Source organism: Dyadobacter alkalitolerans DSM 23607, from assembly GCF_000428845.1.
Classification (GTDB): Bacteria; Bacteroidota; Bacteroidia; order Cytophagales; family Spirosomataceae; genus Dyadobacter; species Dyadobacter alkalitolerans.
In genome coordinates this window covers 1-21,615 of the sequence record NZ_AUAS01000025.1, presented here as the reverse complement: position 1 = coordinate 21,615, position 21,615 = coordinate 1, and the positions used below count along the sequence as shown (strand labels likewise).

General features: G+C 42.4%; 22 protein-coding genes. 9 read left to right on the top strand and 13 right to left on the bottom strand.

The window, feature by feature from the left end:
- The first annotated feature begins 74 nt into the window (after window positions 1-74).
- Complete coding sequence (locus G395_RS0125685) at window positions 75-998, top strand: hypothetical protein (RefSeq protein WP_035362075.1); 924 nt, start codon at window positions 75-77, stop codon at window positions 996-998.
- A gap of 172 nt (window positions 999-1,170) precedes the next feature.
- Window positions 1,171-1,608 carry a response regulator gene (locus tag G395_RS30515; protein WP_169720088.1) on the top strand — a complete coding sequence of 146 codons (438 nt, stop codon included), beginning with the start codon at window positions 1,171-1,173 and terminating at the stop codon, window positions 1,606-1,608.
- Window positions 1,609-1,769: 161 nt separating this feature from the next.
- On the opposite strand, the gene G395_RS33170 is transcribed toward G395_RS30515, so the two are convergent.
- Window positions 1,770-2,012, bottom strand: a complete 243-nt coding sequence (locus G395_RS33170; protein WP_157486823.1) for a response regulator transcription factor — start codon at window positions 2,010-2,012, stop codon at window positions 1,770-1,772.
- 688 nt (window positions 2,013-2,700) lie between these two features.
- Here G395_RS33170 and G395_RS0125665 point away from each other — a divergent pair.
- Both G395_RS0125665 and G395_RS31390 read left to right on the top strand, forming a co-directional pair.
- Entirely contained in the window at window positions 2,701-3,114 is a 414-nt protein-coding gene (locus G395_RS0125665; RefSeq protein WP_169720087.1) for a response regulator, read from the top strand.
- 142 nt (window positions 3,115-3,256) lie between these two features.
- The gene (locus tag G395_RS31390; RefSeq protein ID WP_157486821.1) at window positions 3,257-4,333 is read left to right on the top strand and encodes an acyltransferase family protein; all 1,077 of its coding nucleotides are present in this window, start codon (window positions 3,257-3,259) and stop codon (window positions 4,331-4,333) included.
- Between the two features lie 605 nt (window positions 4,334-4,938).
- Here the strand turns inward: G395_RS31390 and G395_RS30505 are convergent.
- From G395_RS30505 to G395_RS0125645, 3 genes are all read right to left on the bottom strand, one after another.
- Entirely contained in the window at window positions 4,939-5,283 is a 345-nt protein-coding gene (locus tag G395_RS30505; RefSeq protein WP_051350408.1) for a putative quinol monooxygenase, read from the bottom strand.
- Window positions 5,284-5,511: 228 nt separating this feature from the next.
- On the bottom strand, window positions 5,512-6,162 hold the full coding sequence (locus G395_RS0125650) for a GNAT family N-acetyltransferase (protein WP_026632651.1): 651 nt from the start codon (window positions 6,160-6,162) through the stop codon (window positions 5,512-5,514).
- 52 nt (window positions 6,163-6,214) lie between these two features.
- The gene (locus tag G395_RS0125645) at window positions 6,215-7,372 is read right to left on the bottom strand and encodes a histidine decarboxylase (protein WP_026632650.1); all 1,158 of its coding nucleotides are present in this window, start codon (window positions 7,370-7,372) and stop codon (window positions 6,215-6,217) included.
- A gap of 363 nt (window positions 7,373-7,735) precedes the next feature.
- On the opposite strand from G395_RS0125645, the gene G395_RS30500 reads away from it, so the two are divergent.
- A complete protein-coding gene (locus tag G395_RS30500) occupies window positions 7,736-8,125 on the top strand; it encodes a response regulator (protein WP_051350407.1) in 390 nt (129 codons plus the stop codon).
- Between the two features lie 257 nt (window positions 8,126-8,382).
- Here G395_RS30500 and G395_RS33165 read toward each other — a convergent pair whose 3' ends face one another.
- From G395_RS33165 to G395_RS30490, 3 genes are all read right to left on the bottom strand, one after another.
- Window positions 8,383-8,640: a response regulator gene (locus G395_RS33165; RefSeq protein ID WP_026632649.1), complete on the bottom strand. Its 258-nt coding sequence runs from the start codon at window positions 8,638-8,640 to the stop codon at window positions 8,383-8,385.
- An 868-nt stretch (window positions 8,641-9,508) separates the two neighbouring features.
- Window positions 9,509-10,333 (bottom strand): relaxase/mobilization nuclease domain-containing protein, encoded by an 825-nt coding sequence (locus tag G395_RS0125625; RefSeq protein ID WP_026632648.1) that lies wholly within the window; start codon window positions 10,331-10,333, stop codon window positions 9,509-9,511.
- Window positions 10,330-10,668, bottom strand: coding sequence for a plasmid mobilization protein (locus G395_RS30490; RefSeq protein WP_051350406.1), 339 nt, complete (start codon window positions 10,666-10,668; stop codon window positions 10,330-10,332). The genes G395_RS0125625 and G395_RS30490 overlap by 4 nt, the downstream gene beginning before the upstream one ends.
- A gap of 266 nt (window positions 10,669-10,934) precedes the next feature.
- On the opposite strand from G395_RS30490, the gene G395_RS0125615 reads away from it, so the two are divergent.
- From G395_RS0125615 to G395_RS0125605, 3 genes are read left to right on the top strand one after another with little or no spacing between them, the layout of a single operon-like run.
- Window positions 10,935-11,321: a hypothetical protein gene (locus tag G395_RS0125615; protein ID WP_157486820.1), complete on the top strand. Its 387-nt coding sequence runs from the start codon at window positions 10,935-10,937 to the stop codon at window positions 11,319-11,321.
- A gap of 34 nt (window positions 11,322-11,355) precedes the next feature.
- Window positions 11,356-12,063 (top strand): P-loop NTPase family protein, encoded by a 708-nt coding sequence (locus G395_RS31385; RefSeq protein ID WP_051350405.1) that lies wholly within the window; start codon window positions 11,356-11,358, stop codon window positions 12,061-12,063.
- Window positions 12,063-12,545, top strand: coding sequence for a hypothetical protein (locus G395_RS0125605; protein ID WP_026632646.1), 483 nt, complete (start codon window positions 12,063-12,065; stop codon window positions 12,543-12,545). Before G395_RS31385 ends, G395_RS0125605 begins: the two co-directional genes overlap by 1 nt.
- 75 nt (window positions 12,546-12,620) lie before the next feature.
- Here G395_RS0125605 and G395_RS33160 read toward each other — a convergent pair whose 3' ends face one another.
- Window positions 12,621-12,785: a Tn3 family transposase gene (locus tag G395_RS33160; RefSeq protein WP_084439865.1), complete on the bottom strand. Its 165-nt coding sequence runs from the start codon at window positions 12,783-12,785 to the stop codon at window positions 12,621-12,623.
- A gap of 78 nt (window positions 12,786-12,863) precedes the next feature.
- On the opposite strand from G395_RS33160, the gene G395_RS0125595 reads away from it, so the two are divergent.
- Complete coding sequence (locus tag G395_RS0125595) at window positions 12,864-14,642, top strand: serine hydrolase domain-containing protein (RefSeq protein ID WP_026632645.1); 1,779 nt, start codon at window positions 12,864-12,866, stop codon at window positions 14,640-14,642.
- A 551-nt stretch (window positions 14,643-15,193) separates the two neighbouring features.
- Here the strand turns inward: G395_RS0125595 and G395_RS0125590 are convergent.
- The 5 genes from G395_RS0125590 to G395_RS0125565 all read right to left on the bottom strand — a co-directional run bounded on the left by G395_RS0125590 (window position 15,194) and on the right by G395_RS0125565 (window position 19,580).
- Window positions 15,194-15,763: a DoxX family membrane protein gene (locus tag G395_RS0125590; RefSeq protein ID WP_026632644.1), complete on the bottom strand. Its 570-nt coding sequence runs from the start codon at window positions 15,761-15,763 to the stop codon at window positions 15,194-15,196.
- Between the two features lie 61 nt (window positions 15,764-15,824).
- Window positions 15,825-16,433 carry a recombinase family protein gene (locus G395_RS0125585; protein ID WP_026632643.1) on the bottom strand — a complete coding sequence of 203 codons (609 nt, stop codon included), beginning with the start codon at window positions 16,431-16,433 and terminating at the stop codon, window positions 15,825-15,827.
- Between the two features lie 1,048 nt (window positions 16,434-17,481).
- On the bottom strand, window positions 17,482-18,639 hold the full coding sequence (locus G395_RS0125575) for a hypothetical protein (protein WP_026632641.1): 1,158 nt from the start codon (window positions 18,637-18,639) through the stop codon (window positions 17,482-17,484).
- Between the two features lie 31 nt (window positions 18,640-18,670).
- Window positions 18,671-18,946: a hypothetical protein gene (locus G395_RS0125570; RefSeq protein WP_026632640.1), complete on the bottom strand. Its 276-nt coding sequence runs from the start codon at window positions 18,944-18,946 to the stop codon at window positions 18,671-18,673.
- Window positions 18,918-19,580 (bottom strand): AAA family ATPase, encoded by a 663-nt coding sequence (locus G395_RS0125565; RefSeq protein ID WP_026632639.1) that lies wholly within the window; start codon window positions 19,578-19,580, stop codon window positions 18,918-18,920. The genes G395_RS0125570 and G395_RS0125565 overlap by 29 nt, the downstream gene beginning before the upstream one ends.
- Window positions 19,581-21,615 lie beyond the last annotated feature (2,035 nt).

The window sequence follows — 21,615 nt, the reverse complement described above, 5'->3', positions numbered from 1 at the left end:
AGCTTGCATGATAGCCTGCTCAACGTAAGTGTTAACAGGTTATGACAGTAAAAATCCACTCAAGGAGCCCAAAAATGCAAACACGACGAGCTATCAAAGCGTGCTTATCAGCGCTTCTTACATGTGTTTTCCTAAACAGTGCGCACGCACAAAATACCTTGGAGTTTATCCAGGATGGGGTAAATAACAGCTACAAACCACCGGTCCCCAAAGGCCCGACCTCAATACCACAGACCTTGGGCTTCTTTTTAAACAACAATGGGAGAAGTGATGCAGGGATTTATTTTCAGCCACTACAAAACCCCCTGCTAGTAACTTTTAGCTTTGATGATCAGGTCTACGTTGCAGTTCCCCAACATGTTACGGGGCTGACTTTTGGTGCTGCATCCGGAGCGAGTGCAACGCACGTACGTGCTGAACCTATTGTCAACAACAATTTCCATTTCCAGGATTCGACCCATACTATCTTCACCTCGCACCCCGCCGGGCCCGCCGGGGCCGGCATCAATCTGAGCTATAATGCAGGCATACAGATTTTTCTTTCCACCAAACCACTTTTAGCCGCCAAAGCTGCTACCACCGACACAAGCCGCTATTATTTCGGAAAATTAAGGCTTAAATTCAGCAGGCCCGTTAAAGACCCGGTGATCTCCCTTGTCGGACTGGGTGCAACCACAAACTTTGGCAGCAAGCGTTTGGGTTTTGTAACAGAACTGGAACTTGAATCGCCAGGCAACACACTCCATAAGCTTTCAGGGAACAAACAGATGGTCCTTGACACTACACAGACCAAGGTGCTACACAGTAAATCGCCCATCACCGGGGATTGTGGCAGTGGCGCCGCTTGCGGTAGCGTGATGGTTACCGGGCAAGAAATAACAACGCTGGCTTTTAGGGTTTACCTTCGCAGTGACGGCGGAAGCGGTAGCTGGGGTACACAGAAGGTTACCAATGCAGGAGATATGTGGCACATCACTGTTTCCCTGGCCGAGCAGTAGTAGCCAGATAGCCGATATTGCTTTTTTTAAACTACGGCTTAAATAGGCCTTCAAATAAGGAATGGATAGTTGTTAGATGATCGATCAAAACAAGTATAAGTGCTATCAAATCTGCAACATGCACCATGCCGTTGGAAATAAATATATACCCTGTACACACTGTAACATATATATGAATAATAGCGCTGTATTGCTTTTGGTTGATGACGACCCGATCGTCTTGACCCTCCATCAAATGCTGCTAAAAAAGGCAGGTTTGACTAACAACATTTTTTGCGCTGCTAATGGGGAACAAGCGCTTAATTTTATGGACTCCTGCGGCCCACAAACCGAATTTCTTATTCTACTTGATATTAATATGCCCATAATGAACGGCTGGGAATTTCTAGATGCGCTGCAAGACCACCCCTATTTATTTAATACAAGAGTGTTTATGGTAACTTCTGCTGACAGCGCGGAAATGCAGCGTGCAGCCAATTTCCGTCAAGTGATTAACTCTCTATCAAAACCCTTGTCCCTCAGTGATTGCAAGCTAATCCAGTCATGGCTTAAACCTCAGGTAGGCCAGGACTATCGGCTTTTGCCTGAGACCAACCTGCCAGCGTCCTGAGCCTGGTTTTAATAAGTCCCGACAATAATCCAGTGAGCCGACCGCCGTATAGCCATACCCGGCAATGGAGGGCTCGGTGAATTTATGGCCAACGTTGATATTGGTTACGATACTATGTGAGACGTTAAACCTGCGGGCTGTTTACCGGCTAGCATACTTATTTAAACGGTTTGGGGAATGTAAAGTCCATGCTGCATGGCTAGTACGATCAAGTCTGCCGTACGCCTTATTTTTAGTTTATCCATCACACTTCGGTAGTAGTACCGGACGGTGTGGATGCTAAGGCTTAACTCAAAGGCAATTTCTTTAATGGTTTGGCCACGGCAGATCCTTTGAAGTGTCTCCGTCTCACGCGGTGACAGATGCAAAACGGCCTGTTCATCATCAAGAACACTGTTGATCATTTGCTCATGAAGGGATTTGCTTATATACTGTTTTCCCACGCTTACCTGGAATATAGATTCTTTAAATTCTTCAAAAGTAGCAGATTTACACAGGAAGCCGTTTGCGCCACGGCGGAATACATGCTTGATCGTCTGAACGTCTGTTTCGACGATTTGTAAGAAGAACCTCGTGTTTCCAGCCCATTCATCCCAGGCATATTAACATCCAGCAGGATCAACGCAGGTGATGGGTGGCTGCCTGGCTCAATAATCTATAAGAAATGCAACCCATTTACCGCTTCAATGATTTTAATTGTAGGAAGTACATGTAAGAAGGCTTCGGTAACCAGGAGCCGACCGTCGGGTCATCATCAATCAAATAAATGTGCTTTGGATCCTGCATGTCATCAATCTCCTCCGCTCTCACCGCAAGATACTCACAATGTCCAATGGATGGTGCATGTCTGGGGTTTGAGATATATTCCAGCCGCGATCTTAAAAGCTTATTAAATATGATGCAAAGAGTTGCGCTAGAACCAATTGGGTGAGCCCAAGATGCATACGGCCAATTACCTGATAGCCCGTAATCGGAAATTTGTTAGTAACTTTGATAAGCTGCTTAATCTCGGGCAAATTGCTTTTCATTTTTTGCGAGCAGTCCAACCTCCCCTATTGCAGTCGTTATGAATGGGTACTTAAAACGATGCAAATGGTCAATGAAAAAAGAACAATTTACCTGGTTGATGATGACGATGATGACCGGATGGTCATCGGTCAGGCGGTCCATCAACTCATGACCAAAGTTGACATTATTGAATTCAGTAGTGGTACTACCTTTCTGGAGAATTTACAGGGTAATTGGCCTTCGGGACCCGCTTTGGTTTTGATGGACATCAATATGCCACGCATGAGTGGACTGGAAGTGATTAATGCTATAAAATCTGACCCCGACGGTAAATTTGTGCCCATCTTGGCAATCTCAAGGGCCAGCGACCCTGCTCTGATTGATAAGGTAATTGCAAGTGGGGCTTCCGGATATTTTCAAAAGCCAGTCACATATGAGCAAATTGGACAACTGGCCAGTGATATAAAAGACTTCTATATCACCCATTACGCTAAGTAAATCCTGAAACACCCTTATTATTATGGCTGGGTTTGGCGCAGGGGCACTATAATCATGACACTTGTCCCCTTTGCAACCTTATGACTTTTTTTAGCAGATAACATAGACAGGATACTTAACTGCCCTGCATAAACCGTTAAATGTGGCAGAATTACCATTACCCAAAAAATTCACCCCGTACGAGGCCCCTGGTGAGAGGCTGTTAGAACTAGATGCTTTGCGTGGGCTGGCAGCAATGATTGTAGTTTTATTCCACTATACTTTGGGCCCAAATGGGACGATGCTAGGATTTGAATTTAGGTTTGGCGTAACAGGCGTCGACATCTTTTTCATGATCAGTGGATTTGTCATTTTTATGACCATTTCAAGGGTTAAGCACTGGCCGGACTTCCTTGTTTCGCGCTTTGCAAGACTATACCCTGCCTTTTGGTGCTGTATGCTGCTGACTGCAACCGTGATGATGTATTTCGAGCCACATCTGCTTAGCCTTGCAAGAATCCTGGCAAACCTGACCATGGCTTCCATTTTGTTTGGTGAAGAATACATGGATCAATCCTATTGGACGCTGCTAGTCGAACTGGTCTTCTATTTCTGGATTTTCTTGCTGCTCATTACCGGCAACATTAAAAACATTGTCGCTATGGGCTTTTCCCTGACATTGATCATTATCGTATTCCATACGTTCTCGGGACATTATTCCAAATTCTACGAGCTGGTCACAAGGAAAATGGAGCTGCTCAATCACTTTCCACTCTTCTTTTCAGGTATAATTTTCTATTTAATTAAAGACGGTAAAAATGTTCTCAGAGACTCGGTACTGCTTCTTTTTAGCCTTGTTGCAGCGTGTTATTTACATGGTTTTGGAGGCAGGTCCCGATATCATGTGACGCCGGTTGAGCATTATTCGATATTGACATTTTATCACATTGTTTTTGCACTTGCGATTTTTGGGAAACTCACCTTTCTTAATAAAGCCCCGCTGCTTTTTTTGGGCAGGATCTCCTATTGCCTGTATCTAATCCATCAATATATCGGTATGCAGCTGTTGCCAATTTTAACAGGCACATGGAAGCTTAATATTTATCCGGCGCTGTTGATAACCATTGCCTCTGTTGTGCTTATTTCATATATCGTAAATAAATTTATTGAAGCTCCTGCCAACAGGCTGATCCGTCACTCTTATTCAAACCGATCACAAATAGGTGTACCCGATATTTAAGATTATGTTAAAATAGAGCTTCTGCGCTTAATTTTAACTACTAATGTTGATGTTAGCATATTTTCCTAATGACATCCCTATCACGATGTTCAAGTTGCCCCAGCAATAGACATAGGATTAGAAGGTAATCCGTTTATTTCATCGGCTATCCGGATCAACTCAATAATTTTATGCTTGTGCATCTTTACGAGCACATATTAAATTTGCCCGATTTTTTTATATTTCTTTTATCGGATAATATGAAAATTCGCTCCTTTCTTAAATTCAAGAGCGATAAAACTGTGACTAAGTGACTAGCGTTTTGTTTCGTCCACCTAGCCGGTCTCACCTTCGTGTGTGCGGCACTGTCTGCATACTTTTAGGGAACGATCGTACCCAACAGAAGAAATGAAAAGAGCAAGGTTTCTTGGCACCCCGCTGCTTAATAGCAGCATTGATCACAATGACCTTAGGGGTTTTCCCAGACATCCGTTACCTTGGGTCCACTAATTGTCGCCCAAACCATTCTCGCTACCAGTCGCTGTTACCCCCGGTCTATTATCAGCATTAAGATGTATACCCCTCAGAGGTCTAAGAGGTATAAACTTAATGCCTTATGAGAAGACTCATTGATCGGCCAGCAATGATGAAATAGTCCTAACGGCGGTACTTTCCCCCACAGCATTTCCAACATTTTCCATCGAAAACGCTATCGGCCGGTCTGCGAACAGTACTTTAATAGCAGTCCAAGTGGATTGAAAAAACTCGGAATGTCGGTAGTGATCCAGGGATTGGGATGAATCCCAGTGGCTATATGTCACAAATATATTAGGCTGGTCTAAATCGCGGAGCAATTCCAGATGGGAGCAACCCGGAAATGTCCGAATTTGTAATTTAGCCTGATTGAAAATTGTCAGGAAATTGACTGCTTCTGACGCATGGAAAGTCATTCTAACTACTCTAACTAACATTGGAGGTTACTGCTTTGAGGTTGAATAATCTGTGTTAAAACAAGTGCTGTCAATGAAAAACGTGTTGGTGGACTTGGACACTTCATATTGAAAAGCATCATCCGTGGCAGTTATGGCTAACTTAGTTTTTTAAAGATGCACTTCACTACAAAATAGTCTGAAGGAAAATCAGCATTAAGGATCATATCGCCCAGGTGTAAGAATAGTTTATTTACCTGCGCTTTGTTATTACTCTATATTTCTTTTCATAAATACCCCCACAGGTATTTCGTCAGCTTCACTGGCTAGCACTTCCTTATGTATGTAATACCCTAGCAATGGACCGTATAATTTTGCAGATCGCCTTGTACTTGCTAAAATGAATGGCGTCTCATAGCCAAGGCTGTCAAAATAATTGACAGTCCATTTGAAAATATGACTTCCGTAGCCCAATCCTTGTGACTCGGGAAGCACGCCCATGTAATCGGGCAACATACTTCTTTCTAGCTTACTGGCATCAATTTCGACATCGCCGACTTGATACAACCACTTATATCTCCCCACTCCCTCGTCACCTAGAATTTTATACCATTTCTTTTTCCACTCCGTTGGGCGTTCCTGACTATACGCATGGCGGGTCCATACAAACACCACCTGTCGGTCCGGACTACTAAAAATCCAGCCCCCAGACGCCAGTGTGTCTTTGACAACTGCTTCAAAGAAATCTTGCAGCATTTGCTCACTGATAGTCTCTCCGAGCCAAAAATTTAATGTTGGGTCAGGTAAGAAAGCCTTAGCCAGTACATTCCATTGCCATGGCTCTGGTTGTGTGATTCTAACCGGTTGCTGTACTCCGATCGTTTTGTTACGCAATTGCAGTGTTTCTACATTTTTTTCCATTGCTTTTTGTATTTGGTTTAGAAGGGATGTTTATTATTGAAATAGATTTTGGTTAAGCAGCGCTTTCTTGGCTTAACTCGACTTCTTGGGCAGGCAACTGAATTAACCGGTCGCCAAGCATGTCTTTCAAAAACGCATCGACCACTTGCTTGGAAATCCCAGGCATGCAGATCAGGTGAGCTTGTTTTGCTTGTGTAGCCAACTGCCATTTTTTACAAACGAGTTCTGAGGGCTGGGGAAAAACCACTGTAAGTGATAGCGTGTTGCGCCAAGCTTCAAAACCATACTCTCGAAGTTTATTCTCTGTATAAGCAGCTAAAGACAAACATTCTTCCGCCTTTCTCAACAAGTTCTCTCTCCCCTGCTGCTTTATAGCATACCATAATACCACCGGGTTCAAACCGTTGCGCGATCCCGTAATTGTTGTATCCAAGGAACCGATATAGGATATACGCTCACCGACCAGGTCGCGATAATCCTTTTTAACAATAACAACGCCGCAAGGAATTGGAGAGCCAATAAACTTATGTCCGCTACATGCAATGCTGTCTGCCCCGTGATGAAAATCGAACGTAGGGTCATGGGTAAGTAATGGTAAAAATGCACCTGACAAAGCTGCATCACAATGAATATAATGCAAGTCGACGCCAACCTGGCCAAGTATTGCCCGTATCGTAGGGAGATCATCCTTTGCTTCTGTCATGGTTGTCCCGATGTTTGCAATGACAATGGCGGGAATGTGACGGTTCTGCCTTAACTGGTCCCTTAGGTAGTCATAATCCATTTCGCCCTTTTGGTCGACGGGAATGACCACAGACTCCATATTTAATATTCTTACACTTTTAGCAATACTGTAATGTGTAGCTGACGAATAGTATACCTTTCCCTTCGGAAAAACCTCTCTGGCTACATATAGGCCATAGAGGTTGCTTTCACTGCCCCCGCTGGTGACGTAACCTGCAACATTATTTTTTGGGGCCCGGAACAGATCAGCGAAAAACTCTATTACTTCCCGTTCTAGCGCGAAAGAGTTTACCCCATAATTACCCTCTGTGAATGGATCACCTAGGTTAATTAATGGATAAAGAAGAAGCGGGTGTAGCTCGCTGTAATTAAAGCCTTGCGCAAACGGATACCCAATCGAAGTTGATGCTTTTTGAGCCATTAACTCCATGTAACGGACAAGCCGTTCCCTGTCATAAACATTCATAAGTTTGAATATTAATAATGTATAAATTCTGAAAGCGAAAATGTAAAGACAGGCGCTGCTAATACTTCGCAGGGACGTCCAAGGGCCCCAAGGCGAGATGCACCAGTCCAGCAATAATCAAAATTATAATTTTGTTCTTATCAGAATAGCCTGCACAAACATATTAATTCTACTACTATTGTCAAACTAGTTTTACAAGCATTTTTGTAGATATTTTATTATAACTTCCTGCGAGAATAAATTAGCTGACATACTACGATATTGTCCCAGGATTTTTGCAGGGAAACCACATCGTCCATATCTGAAATTTGGTACAGTATTTGCCGTACGTGGCGGCATACAATATTCCTAATTGGGGTAAATATGGGAGACAAAGCACTATTTGTGATGATTGATGATGACATTGATGATCATGAAATTTTCAATATGGCATTGCAAGACATTGATAAGCCCCTAAAATGCCTTTTCTTTTCTGATTGTGAGTCAGCATTGGCTCATTTTAATAGCGGCCCGGTAACTGCCCCAGGATTTGTATTTATTGACATAGGCTTGCCGCGGATCAACGGTGACGAGTGTTTGCAACAGCTTCAACAGCTTAAAGAATTTGACAATCCATGGATTATTATCTATTCTACATCGATTCCGGCGGAGTGGAAGCCTAAACTCGAGCAGATCGGGGTCGATAGATGCATTCAAAAGACAGGGTCAATCCCAGCGCTTGTTGATGAAATCGAGCATCTTATGCTTGCCTAAATAGATAGAAAGGTAAAGGCAACAATCATGCTTAGACGTTTCCAAACCCCTTACATTACGAAAAAAGCAGTTGACAAAACCGTTACTTCTCATACACCTTACTTAGCCTACAAGAGTCAGAAGCTATTCAAACCAGGAAAAGCTAGTTCACTGGAAGCTAGTCGGGCGTTGCCTGGACTTTATCAATTCGAGATTTAAGGCCGATGAGAAGCCGGTGGCCGATAGGACACGTTACAAATACTGGGATGTTACACTACTTAAAAAATCCACAAGGCAATCGAACGTTTTAGGTTTAGGGTAAAGGTAGCCACGCCAATCTGGTAGGCCTGCTCAATTAATAAAGGATCTTCCGAAGTCGAACACATTACAACGGGAACCCTGCAGAGCGAAGGTATGGATTTGATTTTTGCCAATGTCTCCAAACCGTTCATGCGGGGCATGTTAACGTCCAGCAAAATCAATGAAGGGTGCGGTTGGCAATCTCTTTCAAGGATTTCAAAAAAAATGCAGCCCATCAATAGCTTCGACAACATTAACATTGGGAAGTACTTGCAAAAGGGCCTCATGGACCAGGAATCTATCGTCCGGGTCATCATCAATCAAATAGACATTTTTAGGATCTTGCATGTAATAACCATATTCCTTCCTAAGTCAAGATACAAATTACGGGCCGTAGATGACAAAATCAACCTAAAATGTTAAATGGGGGTATCAGGGCAAGAATATGTTATTTTAGAAGCTGGCAAGCATCCCATTGATACTGCTCCCCATTTGATACGATGTGGGCCATTAAGTGCCCATCCTCAAAGGTCAGCTCAATGCTAGTCTTTTCGTCTGGCACAACACCCGTTTTAGCAGTCTAACGTTTGCAACACAAAACCGTTACCTGTCCTGCGTGCTGCCGGTGCAGTAGTGACTGCCTTCTTTTTTCCCCTGAAATTAATATAGGAAGTAAAGGCCACAAAAGGCCCCGGCAGTCCCTTGCATAGTCAATCTTAAAAAACTGCTGTCTGTGACCGTATTGGTGAGCGATGTGGCAAAAATAACACCCAACACCTGGCAGGGCAACAGTGCGAGCTAAAGCGGATCTGTGGTTTGTTCCAAAGGATATCCTGACGAAAAAGTGTATCGTCTGAGATAAAGACACCCCGGTAAAAGAACCGTGTTATAAAGCCTAAACCAACTTTATAAAGCAGTACTAACAACCAGTGAAGTGCAAGCCCCATAAAAAAGGGGACCACCAGAAAGAAAAAGATATTCGCCATTAAAGATTGATTTAGTGAATGGATAGTAATATCAGGTTAGCATGCCCGCCAGGTGCAGCATCTTTCCCATTTGTTCTGCACACCTGCTTTAACAGTTTGGCAAGATATAAACCGCATTTTAAAAGCCCATCCTAGGGTTGCGCTTCTGCTTGTGTTCTGGCTCAGGTTTGACTTGCTGCGATTGCTCCTTTTTAACTTCCAGGTTCTTGTCGAGCCTGGCCTGTAACTGTTTGGCGGTAAAACCTACGTCTTGCCCTTTGATCGGAACGCCCTGATAGCTGTAACTCGAATATTTGAGCCTCCCCTCCTCGATCTTATATTTGCACTCAATTCCTTTTTCTTTCAACCGCCGCTCCATGTCTTCCGGGGTGTCAGATTCTTCTTTCAAAGCAGCCTTGATTGCCATGTTAACGGCCTTTTGTGCTTCCTCCTGGTTGACCGCCACATGACGCAATTTGCCTTCTTCCAGTTTTTCCAGCTTGGAAAAACCTAGCTCCTGCGTGATCTCTTTGCAGATCCGCACATTGCGCGCATAATTGTGCGAAGTTTCCAGCGCCTTGCTCCCATCCGTCGGTACGCGGTTAATGTAAACATGGATATGCTGGTGCGGCTTGTCATGGTGCTCATAAACGGCAATCTGGTGGTCTTTTGGATCAGCGCCCATCTTTTGACAATACCGGTTGGCCGTCTCGATCATCTGCTCACGGGTGGGTTTCTCTTCCGGCTTCCAGCTGATGGATGAATGCCACACCGGTGTCTTGCACCGGCTGTAAGACGCCTCCTGCTGCATCTCGGCGGCAATGCCTTCCGGGTCACGCGAAACCACGTTGTGCGTAACCAGCAGATCTGCTTTGCCCATGATCTCTTTTCCTTCAACGGTATAGCCAGCGCCATAATGGATCGCACCAGAAAAACTCGACCCGATCGATGTTTTAGCGATCATGATTTTAGTATTTTTTTAAGATGCTCCAAAACTTCAAGCAAAGGCTTCTCATAAAAGAATCCCTTGTTGGCATATGCGGCCAGCTGGTTTAGATTAGTGCCAATACCTTGTAAGTTGCGCTTTTCATCCTTCTCAAACCGCGCCTGCACCTGGTGGCCAGTGCTCAGCCGGCGCAGGTATTCAGACACGCTCAGGCCGGCAAGGATCGCGTTGGCCTTGATCTGTGCATGCTCCTGTTCCGTAACCCGGACAGGGATCATTTTACCTTTGTTTTCCCGCCTGGCTGCTCCAGCCTTTCGGGCTTCATAATGCGGGTTCTTCTCATTGTCTTCCATAGCGTAAAATATAAAAAGGTGTCCGTGACACCCGGGGTTTGGGGCAGCGCCCCGGCAAGTCAAGGGAGGCACGACCGGTGTGTTTGGAGATGCAAATTTGAAGCGAAGCGAAGAATTTGTATATACAAACACATGGCTTGCTTTACTCTTATACAAACAACAAACGCACGAATATAAGCGCTAGTAACTCTTTTTTACTTTTTTCAATGCCATTTATTGAATATTATTGTTTTCGGTTCTATTTTCGTTTTATAGTTGTTTAAAAAATGTCTTTTTGTTGTCCTATGGATAAGAAGTATGTCTTGCAGGCATTTGAAATGAAGCTGAAAGGTCGCTTTGATCTGCTGGCCAGGTACTATGGCGATTACCTCTTTGACATTCCCGCGCAAATCATGATCCGCCAGGTCAAAGATGAGCTTGGTATTGACATCACAGAGGACGCCATCTATAACCTGAAAAGAAGAAGAAAAACCAAGCAGGCCGCCCAGCTTGCTCCACCTGCAGCTACACCAGGCCCGCCAGTCATTAACCCATCGGACCCAATGGCCCTCACTCCTGCCCTGCCTGAACATGATTTGGGTACAATCGTTGAAAGATTTACAAAAGAGCCAAAAGGGAAGAAAGATCCAGGAATGGATTTTACTGATTTCTGATATTGTAATTTATTAATAATCAATAACTATTAGCATGAAGCAAATTAATCTGGTATTACAGTCAAAAGGTGGCGTAGGCAAATCCCTGTTTATATGGTTTGTAGCACAAAACCAGAAAGAACAGAAAACAAATTTTATTGACCTGGACGAGTCTACCGGCACATCCATCGGGCGTCTGGGCGCGGTAGTCGGCAAAGAGCGTGTGCGGAGTTTCTCTATACTCAATGAGTACAAAAAAATGGAACGAGATGTAATTGTTGATCTGCTCGATAAGTTGGCTAAGGGGAAATCTGAAAATTATTACATTGATTTTGGCGCACCTGAATCGGCTGAATTCTTACGCTTGCTGCAAGAAGATGCACTCGCTGATGAACTGCGCCGGGAACTCGCAGATATGGATACTATGCTGCGTTTATTTGTCATCGTTGCGGGACGTGATGCCCTGGCTTCCTGCGTAAATTACTACAACGCAGTGTCTGCTGGAATTGCCGGGCAATTCCCTATAACAATGGTGGTCAATATGGGCACCTTTGGCGGCAGGGAAACGGCTGAAAAAGCAGTTGAAAAACTTAAAGAGCTTGGGATTGATTGCAAACAATTTGGCGACCTGGGAAGTGGTGGGGCTGTTACCGAGATAATCAACCTGATCAGCAAGCCTGATCCGGACCCGGCATCCCTGGGTATGATGTCCAGGATCATGTACCGAAAAAAACAACAGGAAATACAGGAAATTATTAGCTGATGGAAAAACATACAAACCTCGCTGCGGAGCGCCACAGGCTGGCACTCCGCTTTAACTTATCAGAATCAGCAATCGAGCCCGAGATCGTACCACTGATGTTGGCTGTCGAGAAATCCGTAGACAAGATTGAACAGGCCGCTGCGAAGGTGAATGAAACCATCAGGCCGGTTACCTATAACAACCACTATGGGCATAACGCATCAGCCTGGACCATATGGTGGGGGAACCTGTCTACCGGCATTGGTCAGAACATCGTCGCCGTAAGCCTCATCTTTTCCGCTTTTCTTTTATGCTGCCTGGGCGCCTTTATGATAAAAGATGCCATGGCTGATAAGGAGAAAATTGAGCTTGCTGAAACAAAGTGGAATTTCATTTCCAGGCACTTTAAACACAATGAAAACGGAGAACTTTTCATTCCAAAAGAAAACTACCTGGTCACTGAGGACAAAAAAGGCATTATACTCATTAACCGTGAGGAATAGCAGCCTGAGAGTATGGGGTTCTTTTAGTAAATGGACAAAGAATTACGCTAAGCGAAAAGCCCGATTGTTATGATCTTAGTGGGCGTAATCCATTGCCGTCAAATTTCTCCACTTCTGAAAAGTATATCGCCCTAACCGGTTGATGTGCGCGAACCGTGCAGGAGAAAGATGTTCGAAATCATTTTCATCGATCGGATGACCGTCTGCCTGATGTTTTTTGAGTACTTCCTGGGTATACATTGTGTTCCACAGACTCTGTGAAATGTTAAATTCAAATTTAATTTCAGATTTAACCCTATAATCACAACTTAGGTATCCATGAAAGGCATCGAACCGGCACTAACTATCTTTTCACTGTGGTTGTTAATCTTAATTTTGATAACTACTTCGCCTGTTTTTGGGCAAATCCGGCATGCCCCCCCACAAAGTGATACTTACGCAGGCCTAATAACTAAATCTGAGGAGTACTTTGCAGAAAAACTGAAAACGGATAAAATTATAGGACTCAGCGCGGCAATTATCATGGATGGCAAGGTGGTTTGGAAGGAAGGATTCGGCTATTCCGACCGACAGACCAAAGTTCCCATGACGGTTAATACTGTAGTTAATATCGGCTCTGTAACAAAGACTTTTACCGCGCTTAGTGTCATGCAATTGGTGGAGCATGGTGTTCTTGATATCCAAAAGCCCTTAACAACATATCTTCCAAAATTTCATCCCCTGTCACGCCCAGGAATTCATCTGGATTCGATCACCGTGAAAACGCTCATTACGCACACTTCCGGTATCCAGTCAGACATATGGAAGAATTCAGATCTCGGTTCGGGAAAATATACAGACGTGCTCGGTTTCATCAACCAAACCCACCTTGTTTATCCGGCGGGACTCGCGGGACTATATTCGAATGCTGGCTACAACATCCTGGGGCATATGATCAAAGATGTTACCAAGACAGATTATGCAGATTATGTACATAAAAATATCTTTAATGTTTTAGGGATGAAGCACTCAGGCTTCGCAATGGACCGGCTTAAAAATCGTACAAAAATTTATGCGTATGGCCAGCAGGCCCAAGAGTATGAATTACGGGACATTGCCTCCGGGGGTATTTATACGGATATGAACGACTTCACCAGATATGCTATCGGCCTGTTACAGGCCTACCGTGGTGAATCTACCCGGCTGCTTAGGCAAGCAACAGCAAAAGAAATGTTTTCCCTGCAAAACGCCCATGTGCCATTGGAAACAAATAAAAAAGGACTTGGCTGGTTTATGTTCCGCAATGATTCAACTTTTGCTGTATACCATGCGGGTAGCGCCGGCTTTACACATGCCAAACTACTATTGATACCTGAAAGTAATGCAGCTGTAATAGTGATGACAAATACCGCCGAAGGCGGACAGGCGGCTGAGAATTTTTGCTTTAATCTGCTACCCAGATTCGGATTAAGTATCCCTGACCTGTTTCCTGAACCTAATACCCATTCAGTGAGTACGGAAAAAGACCTGGTTGTTCTTCCTGACAGCGTGTTGGAGAGATATTCCGGGATCTATGCCGAATCCAGCTCCTATAACGTTGTTAGAATGGATAGCCACCAACTTATGCTGGCAAACGGTGTGGCAAAGCTTGTGTTGAAACCTGTTAGTAAAACGGAATTCATTCCTTACGACATTAAAACAACAGACACGATTCCCAGAAGTAATCAGCGTCTGATTTTTAAAGACATTAACGACAACATCTTTCTTTCTCGAAGAGTGAAAGAAAGGGAATACAATCTGGGATACCGCCTGAGGGCGATTGATCCTGCGATATGGTCAAAAAAAAGTGGCATCTATGAACATTACGGATATCAAATGTTGATTGGGGACAGTAAATTCAAGAGCGCTGAACTGTATTTGTCAACAGACAGCGTGCTTATGCTCAGACTTAAAACAATGGGTAGTTCTAGTGAGATCCCGCTGGATGTAATCGATTCTGGTTACGCACTGACCAGTGGGGTAAATTCTGGTTTTGGGGGTTTTAACGTAAAATTCCGTGAAGATGATTCGTATCACATCCTCGAATTCGCTGGGCTCAGTTATCGAATGTCAAAGTAGATTGGGTTAAATTAAAATTAGAACTGCAGCGGCCCAAAGGTCTGGTTCTAAAATACCAGAAGATAGCACATTTTGAAGAACCCAATTACTCATCATACCACAGCTGAGATCATAAATTCTTTTCAGATTAGGAGCCTCAGGACGTTTTACAAAATGTTCCGGATAGTATTAAGCCCATTGATCGCTATGGGCGCTAGAAAGACTGAATTCTCGACCGGCATTCGGCTTAGCGTAATTCTTTGTCCATTTAGAGGTTGTCGTTACAAATGGACGAAAAATAGCGGTTTGAAATTATTCCTTTTCCTTAGCAGGGTTTTCGTTGCAAGCGGGCAAAACATGCGCCAGTCAACTACGTTTTTAGTTTAAAGGGAGGTTCCTTAACTGGTTCAGCTGTGTTCCAGATCCTGGCCTTTATCCAAAGTCGGGACCCTTGCTTTTGAGGTTCATTACAACTGGTCCGCAGCCACGGACCGTGGAAAATAGGGGCGGCCGTAGCACGGTTGGAATTATTTCTTTACCGTAAGTGACTCCCGGCCTAATAAAATAAGTCTCTATTTAATTAGTTGCTTGAACAGATTAATTACGGCAATAGGAATTGCTCCTATCAGTTCTAAACACAATCCAAAAACAGGTAAAAGTAAATATGCCCAAAGGGGGTATTTAAATCGTGTTGTTGTTCCATCAATGAAACTTTTAACGGCAGGCACAACTTTGCTCTTGTAATGCCATAATATCATAACAGTTAATAGTACATAAAATGGAATTCTGATTGTAAATGGAGTATAAAGTCCCATAAATGTCATATCCCACATCAGTATATTTAGCCAAATAGGAATGGATATAAATGCACCCAAAATTATGGTCCGATTATAAATAAGTAAAATCGCCGCTATTATTTGAGAGATCCCTATAAAAGATTTGAAAGGTTCATGATCAGCCAGATACCAAGATAACCTTAATAAATCGATCTCTTTCAAAGGTAGATTCATTGTCTCCTTGGTTACCCCAAACTGCCCGTCAGTCAGTTTCGAATAACCATATCGTATTAGCGTATATCCTAACCATATTCTGGCTATCAATATAAAATAGTCCCAAAATTGTGCTTTAGATATTTTTTTCATGCCATAAATAAAAGAGCCTGTTTGTTTTTCACAAAATGGTGTTGGGAAACCGCAGCAGTCGCTATATTTTTAGCTTTGAGGCATAGTTATACACTGTACCATATGCTATTCCCAGCTGCTTAGAGATTCTATTCATAGATAGGCCTTGCTGTTGCAGCTCAAAAATTTGCCGTTGTTGATGGATAGGCAAAGGAGGTCTGGAAATACGCTTTCCTTGTGCCTTTGCCCTGGCCATTCCGGCTTTTACCCGCTGGCTGATCAGAGAACTCTCAAATTGTGCCAATGAAGCCATCACATGAAATATCAGCTCACCGGTCGGTGTGGTGGTATCTATATTCTCCTGATAGGAGATGAAATCAATTCCCATACTCTGAAACTCCTTCATAGCATTGACCAGTGCTTGGGTTGATCTGGCAAACCGGTCATACCGCCAAACCAAAACAACATCGAGCTTTCTCTTTTTGGCGGCTGCCATCATCAATTTGTACTGGATCCTGTCCTGGGTTGTCCCGTAAGCGTAGTCTATAAACTCCCCGATGATTTCAAAGTCTCGCCTTTGGGCATAGTCCCTTAACTGGCTCAACTGAGTTTCCGGATCCTGCCCTTTATCCAGGATAGATACCCTTGCATACAAGGCAACCCGTTTGGTGATACTCTCTTGCTTTTTCATTTAATTGCCTATCAAAAAGGAACTCCTTTGCAAATATAAAATTCAGATTTATAAATTGCTGATTCACAGGTATAATTTATCTGAATTTATCATACCCTTTTTGATAACCTGGGTTAAATATATAAATTTAAATAACTGCCTAGTAGACTTATGGATTCCGATAACCAGGTTTCTCTTTATAAGATTTATGAAGGATCTTGTGTAATCCTTCGCAAGTTAGGCGAAAAGCTTGTCTACGTGGAACATTATATAACGGAGATATTTAAAACTGACAAAAAGGCACAGGCGGAAGAAACACAATATAACTATAAAGTTAGTTTAAACGCCTCCCTCCCCCTACTTAAGTAACTTATTTGGAAAGTCACAATTCATTGCTAGACTCTAAAAAATTAAATTTACTTAGTGTAGCAAAGACAAATACCTCATTGCCTTTTTTTGGCGTGCGCGTAGCGACGCAGGCCGTTTTTTGTGTGTGAGGCATATAAAATATGAGATGAGTGACGTAGGAGCGAATACCGATTTTCTTTTTTATCCCTGTATAGTTTTTTATATGTCTCTATATATATAGTGGCAATACTCGACAGCAATCATTGCTCAAAGCGTCTAGAGCCCATATTTAGTGTGGCAATACCCGACAGTACCCTACTATTTGTGGCTATACTCGACACCAAAGTGGCGAAAGTCGACAGCATTATGTCTTTATGAGGCAATTACCGACAGCAAAGTGACAATACTCGACAGCAATGTTCCACTACTCGACAGGTTCGTGGCAACACTCGACAAGTTTGTGGCAACACTCGACAGCAATTAAGTTTACTGTATAGTCAATCGAAGACAGTACTTGTGGCAATACTCGACAGCATTTCCAGAACAATGATTTGATATTACATCACACCTTAAATTAAGCCCCAGAAGCTAATTTGAAGTGAAAATTACATTTAACTACTGCTCAGAATGAGACAATACTCGACAGCATAGCGGGTCTCTACCTAAACATAAGTATATTAATGAAGTAAATTCTTACGATTTGTGGCAATACTCGACAGCACTACCTATTCAGAAAGCCGTCTCTTATATATTTTTTAGCCTGGACACGCGTAATTTGCTGATTGTATGCCTTATAATACGCCGAAATCAGAATTTCAGCTTTGGTATCTGTGTCAGCATCTCCATTAGTTAACCAGCGCTGAAACACATCTGTTTCATCCTTGATTGCTACTTTTGAATGCTTTGAATTGAAAGCGTTCCTCAGTTCAACAATAAGAGAATTAAAGAATAAGTGATCTCCCCTCTTTTCTGACAGAGATATGATGTTCACGGAACTTGAAAAGTCCAGCTCGACCCAATATTCCTCCTGATACGCTTTTGACGGATCTCCTTTTACAAATCTATAAGAGAAAGGGAAATCACCTTTTTCCAGAAAGAAATCAAGTATTCTTTTTAAAGATTTTTTCCTAAACCGGTTCTCCTCAACCTCCAATTCTGCCAGATCGGCCAAATAGTCAACTGAAAATCGAGCTGTCGTTTCTCTCTGGCTAAGTAGTTGATGTCTTGTTCTTTGAAGAATCAGATAAAGGCTTTTTCTACCGTCTCCTCCCCTACCTTTGCCAATTTTTGGGTAGCCGTTTGTTTCGATAGTGTAGTAGCGACTAATAAAGCCATCAAGCCATTCATCTGAGATTCTAATCTCGTAAATCTTTATTGTATTTGATTGTCGATTCAGATTAAGTTTAATATCCTTAAGAATCGGAAAATTCTTAAGTTGGATTACCTCATTTTTTGTGTTAACAACATACGACTTGGCAAAGATTATATTCTTTTGAAGCATATTGAAAAGTGCGTAATCAAAAACAGATACAAACTCATGTCCGAAGTACTCTGGAATAGGAGCCTTAGGATTGGCTACAAAATGCGGATGCTTTCTCGCTAAGTCCTGTCTATTTCGACCCGACTCCTTACAAAAATCCTTCAATGTGAATTTGGTATAACCAAAAAGATCCTTCTTCAGATTTTTGCTAATAAATACAATAAAATCTTTTACTATCCCGGCATCTTCGCCAAAGGATTTTCTTATATCGTTTAGATTATCTGCAACACTTCTATCAATCCGACTTAAAAAAAAGTCGGATTGGGCATTATCAGTAATAACGCCCCCTACAGGAGCTCTCTCATTTTCCTCCATGATAAACAGGTTTACAACACTCATTCTAGTACTGTTTTAGACACCAAAAACAGCACTATTTTTCGCTTTCAAGCTTTTCCAAAACGGCTTCAACGATCCAATCGTGTATACTAATTCCTGGCTTGGGAGATCCCGGCCTACGAGGGCGCCGCAGTCGTCGATTATCAATCTCGCTAATAATCTGACCAGTCAGCCGCACATTAATATGCTTTGCTTTTTCGGGATCGCTGGGAACAGATTCTTTAATAGTGCTTCCCCCTTTGTTGATGACTGCCTCGATATCAGCTTCCGTCACTTTCGGTTTACGTGGTGGTGGTAATGTCGTTGCCATTTAAAACACGGTTAAATAAGTCCTCTATTTCCTTAGTTGCTTTTCGATCTATATTGTCTCCTTCAAAGGGCGTTAATCCTAAACCAGCAGCATTGCTTATAGCTTTACGGTTGCTAATTGGATATGCCAAATACGTTAGCTGAGAAACTTGCGACAGAGCTTCGGCGACATCGCGATTGTCAGCACTGCGAATATCAGCGCGGCTCAAAAATGTATACGCAATTAACGGCTCAGCCCTTATTGATTGAATCTCATCGATAAGATCGGTTACTTTGGTGATCGTCCATAGGTCAAAACTACGTGGCACAAACGGTATCATAGATACATCAGCAACTGACAATGCTGCCCGTTGGCTGGTGGTGTCCCTCCCACCCGTGTCTATAATTATATGATCATACTTGGGCTTCATAGCTTCAACTTGCTTTCGAAGATTTGCGCCCGTCATATTGACCAGCGTATAACCCGTATTTCCAAGTGTTTGCTCACGCCATGCTGTAAAATCTGAAGATGTTTCCTGATCATCGCCATCTACAAGTAACACATCTTTTCCATGGCTTGCGAGCCATCCAGCCATTGTTGTGGCAAGGGTACTTTTACCTACTCCACCCTTAATTGAATTGAAAGATATTACCACTGGTTCTTGTGTTAAAAATTATACTGCAATTAATGCAAAGTCCTACACAAAAACAAATGCCGTATTTAGTGTGTTTATTTGTACTGTTTCCAGCACTGTTTTATCACTTAAATAAGCTATTAGGTAGTTTGAGTGGACTTCTAGGTCATTTAGCGCTAAATCAATAATCTATTTAGCACTAAAATCAGTGCTTATTTTGGAGCTACCACAAAGCCGAAGATCGAGTTCAAGATACAACACTAGTTTTAACACCAGTAAAAGTGCTAGTTAAGACACTAGCTTCAACACTAGTAAGAGTGCGAGAAAAGACACTGTTTTTAGCACTAATATACTGTGTATTAGAATAGTGGTTCAACATGAGTTTTAGTGCATTCTTTCACCTAAGGACGACTTAAATACAATACCAGTTAGCTAATGCCCCAACATGTATTAAAATGATAATATTAGGAGACATAGCCATGTCCTTCGAATACGATTAAAGATCAAAAACTAACCTAGAATAACATAACGGATATAATATGGTAGATGTAATACTATATTTAGCACTGTTTTCAGTACTAAATATAGTACTAAAAGTAGAGCAAGGGCTATTGCTGCCCATAAATCGGAAGTAGGGTAGGCAATAGGATGATAAGGGTTCAAAGCTAGGAAATCATTAGCGAGTTTATAAAAATAAATTGTTGCCAAGTCGCCACTCGTTCATTAGCCTAAACAAGAAAGTGCGTACACTCGAATCTAAATGGAAAAACCGGCGGTAGTGCATATGGATGACCATTTTCAACAATAAATAAGTAAATGATCAACTGACCGATCGGCCAATTGATAGGGGAGGGGAGGGGAGGGGAAGGTTTAACGGCCTATGACCCCTTGATCGATGTTGCGAATATGCAAGCTTTTTGTGCTGCCGTATTATTTACTCGTTAGCACAGAAAATTCTCACCGAACTAATTTCAGCACTAGTTTAGGTGCTGTTTAAAGCACCTATTCTAACACTGCATGAAGGCCTACTTAAGGGCTACTTGCTTAGCTAAGCAAAGACCAGAATAAATGTATGGATTTAAGCAGCGTCAATGTTTACGAGTACTATACCTAATAGGGATCTAAAATACTGAATTCAGCACGGCTTTGGTACGGTTAGTTTGCCATTCAATATGCCAATTAGCAAAGGCCGGCAACATATAGTAACATAATAATACAAGGAGCCATGTCCTTGAAGAAAAAAGGTTAAACACTATAAATTAATCTAAAATAACGGAACAAAAAATACATCTACGGCAGCGGTCCAAAAAAGCACTTGTTATAGTGCATGAACTAGTACTAGAAATCTTGCCAAAGGCTATTGCAATCCATAGATCGCCACATGGCAGGCGAAAGGATGATCAGGGATACGAGCGGCAAATTCATTAGCGAGTTTAAAAAATAATATGTTCAAAGTCACTACTCGTTTGAGAGGCTTAACAAGAAAGTATACACTCAGATCTAAATGGAGAAATCGGTGGTAGTGCATAGGGATGACCATTTTAACCAATATATAAGTAAATGGTCAATCGGCAGAGTGCCATATTAATAGGGAATGGTAGGAGAAGGTTTAATGGGCCGACAACCCCTTAATTCGCTGCTGTGAATAGGCAAGCTTTTAATGTGCCCTTGTTTTATTTGCTCGTTGGTATAAGAAATTTACATCAAACTGATTTCAGCACTAATTTAAGTGCTACTTAAAGCACTTATTCTAACACTGCAAGAAGTTCTACCTAAGAGCAACTAGTTAGCTAAACAAAAGCAAGAATAAAGGATATATAGTAGCTATCAAAGCTACGGGTACCAATACTAATAAGGAATGTTAAATACTGAATTCAGCACCGGTGATATGGGCAAGCCAAGTCATTATATTAAGAGCCTTTACAAAAAGCGCCCTAGCGCAATGATTTGCAACGTGATAGTATAATACTCCCCAATAATTGGACAGCTACTAAAATTTCTAATTTAGTAGTTGACTATGAAAAGGGAACGTAGAAAATTCAGCGCGAGCTTCAAG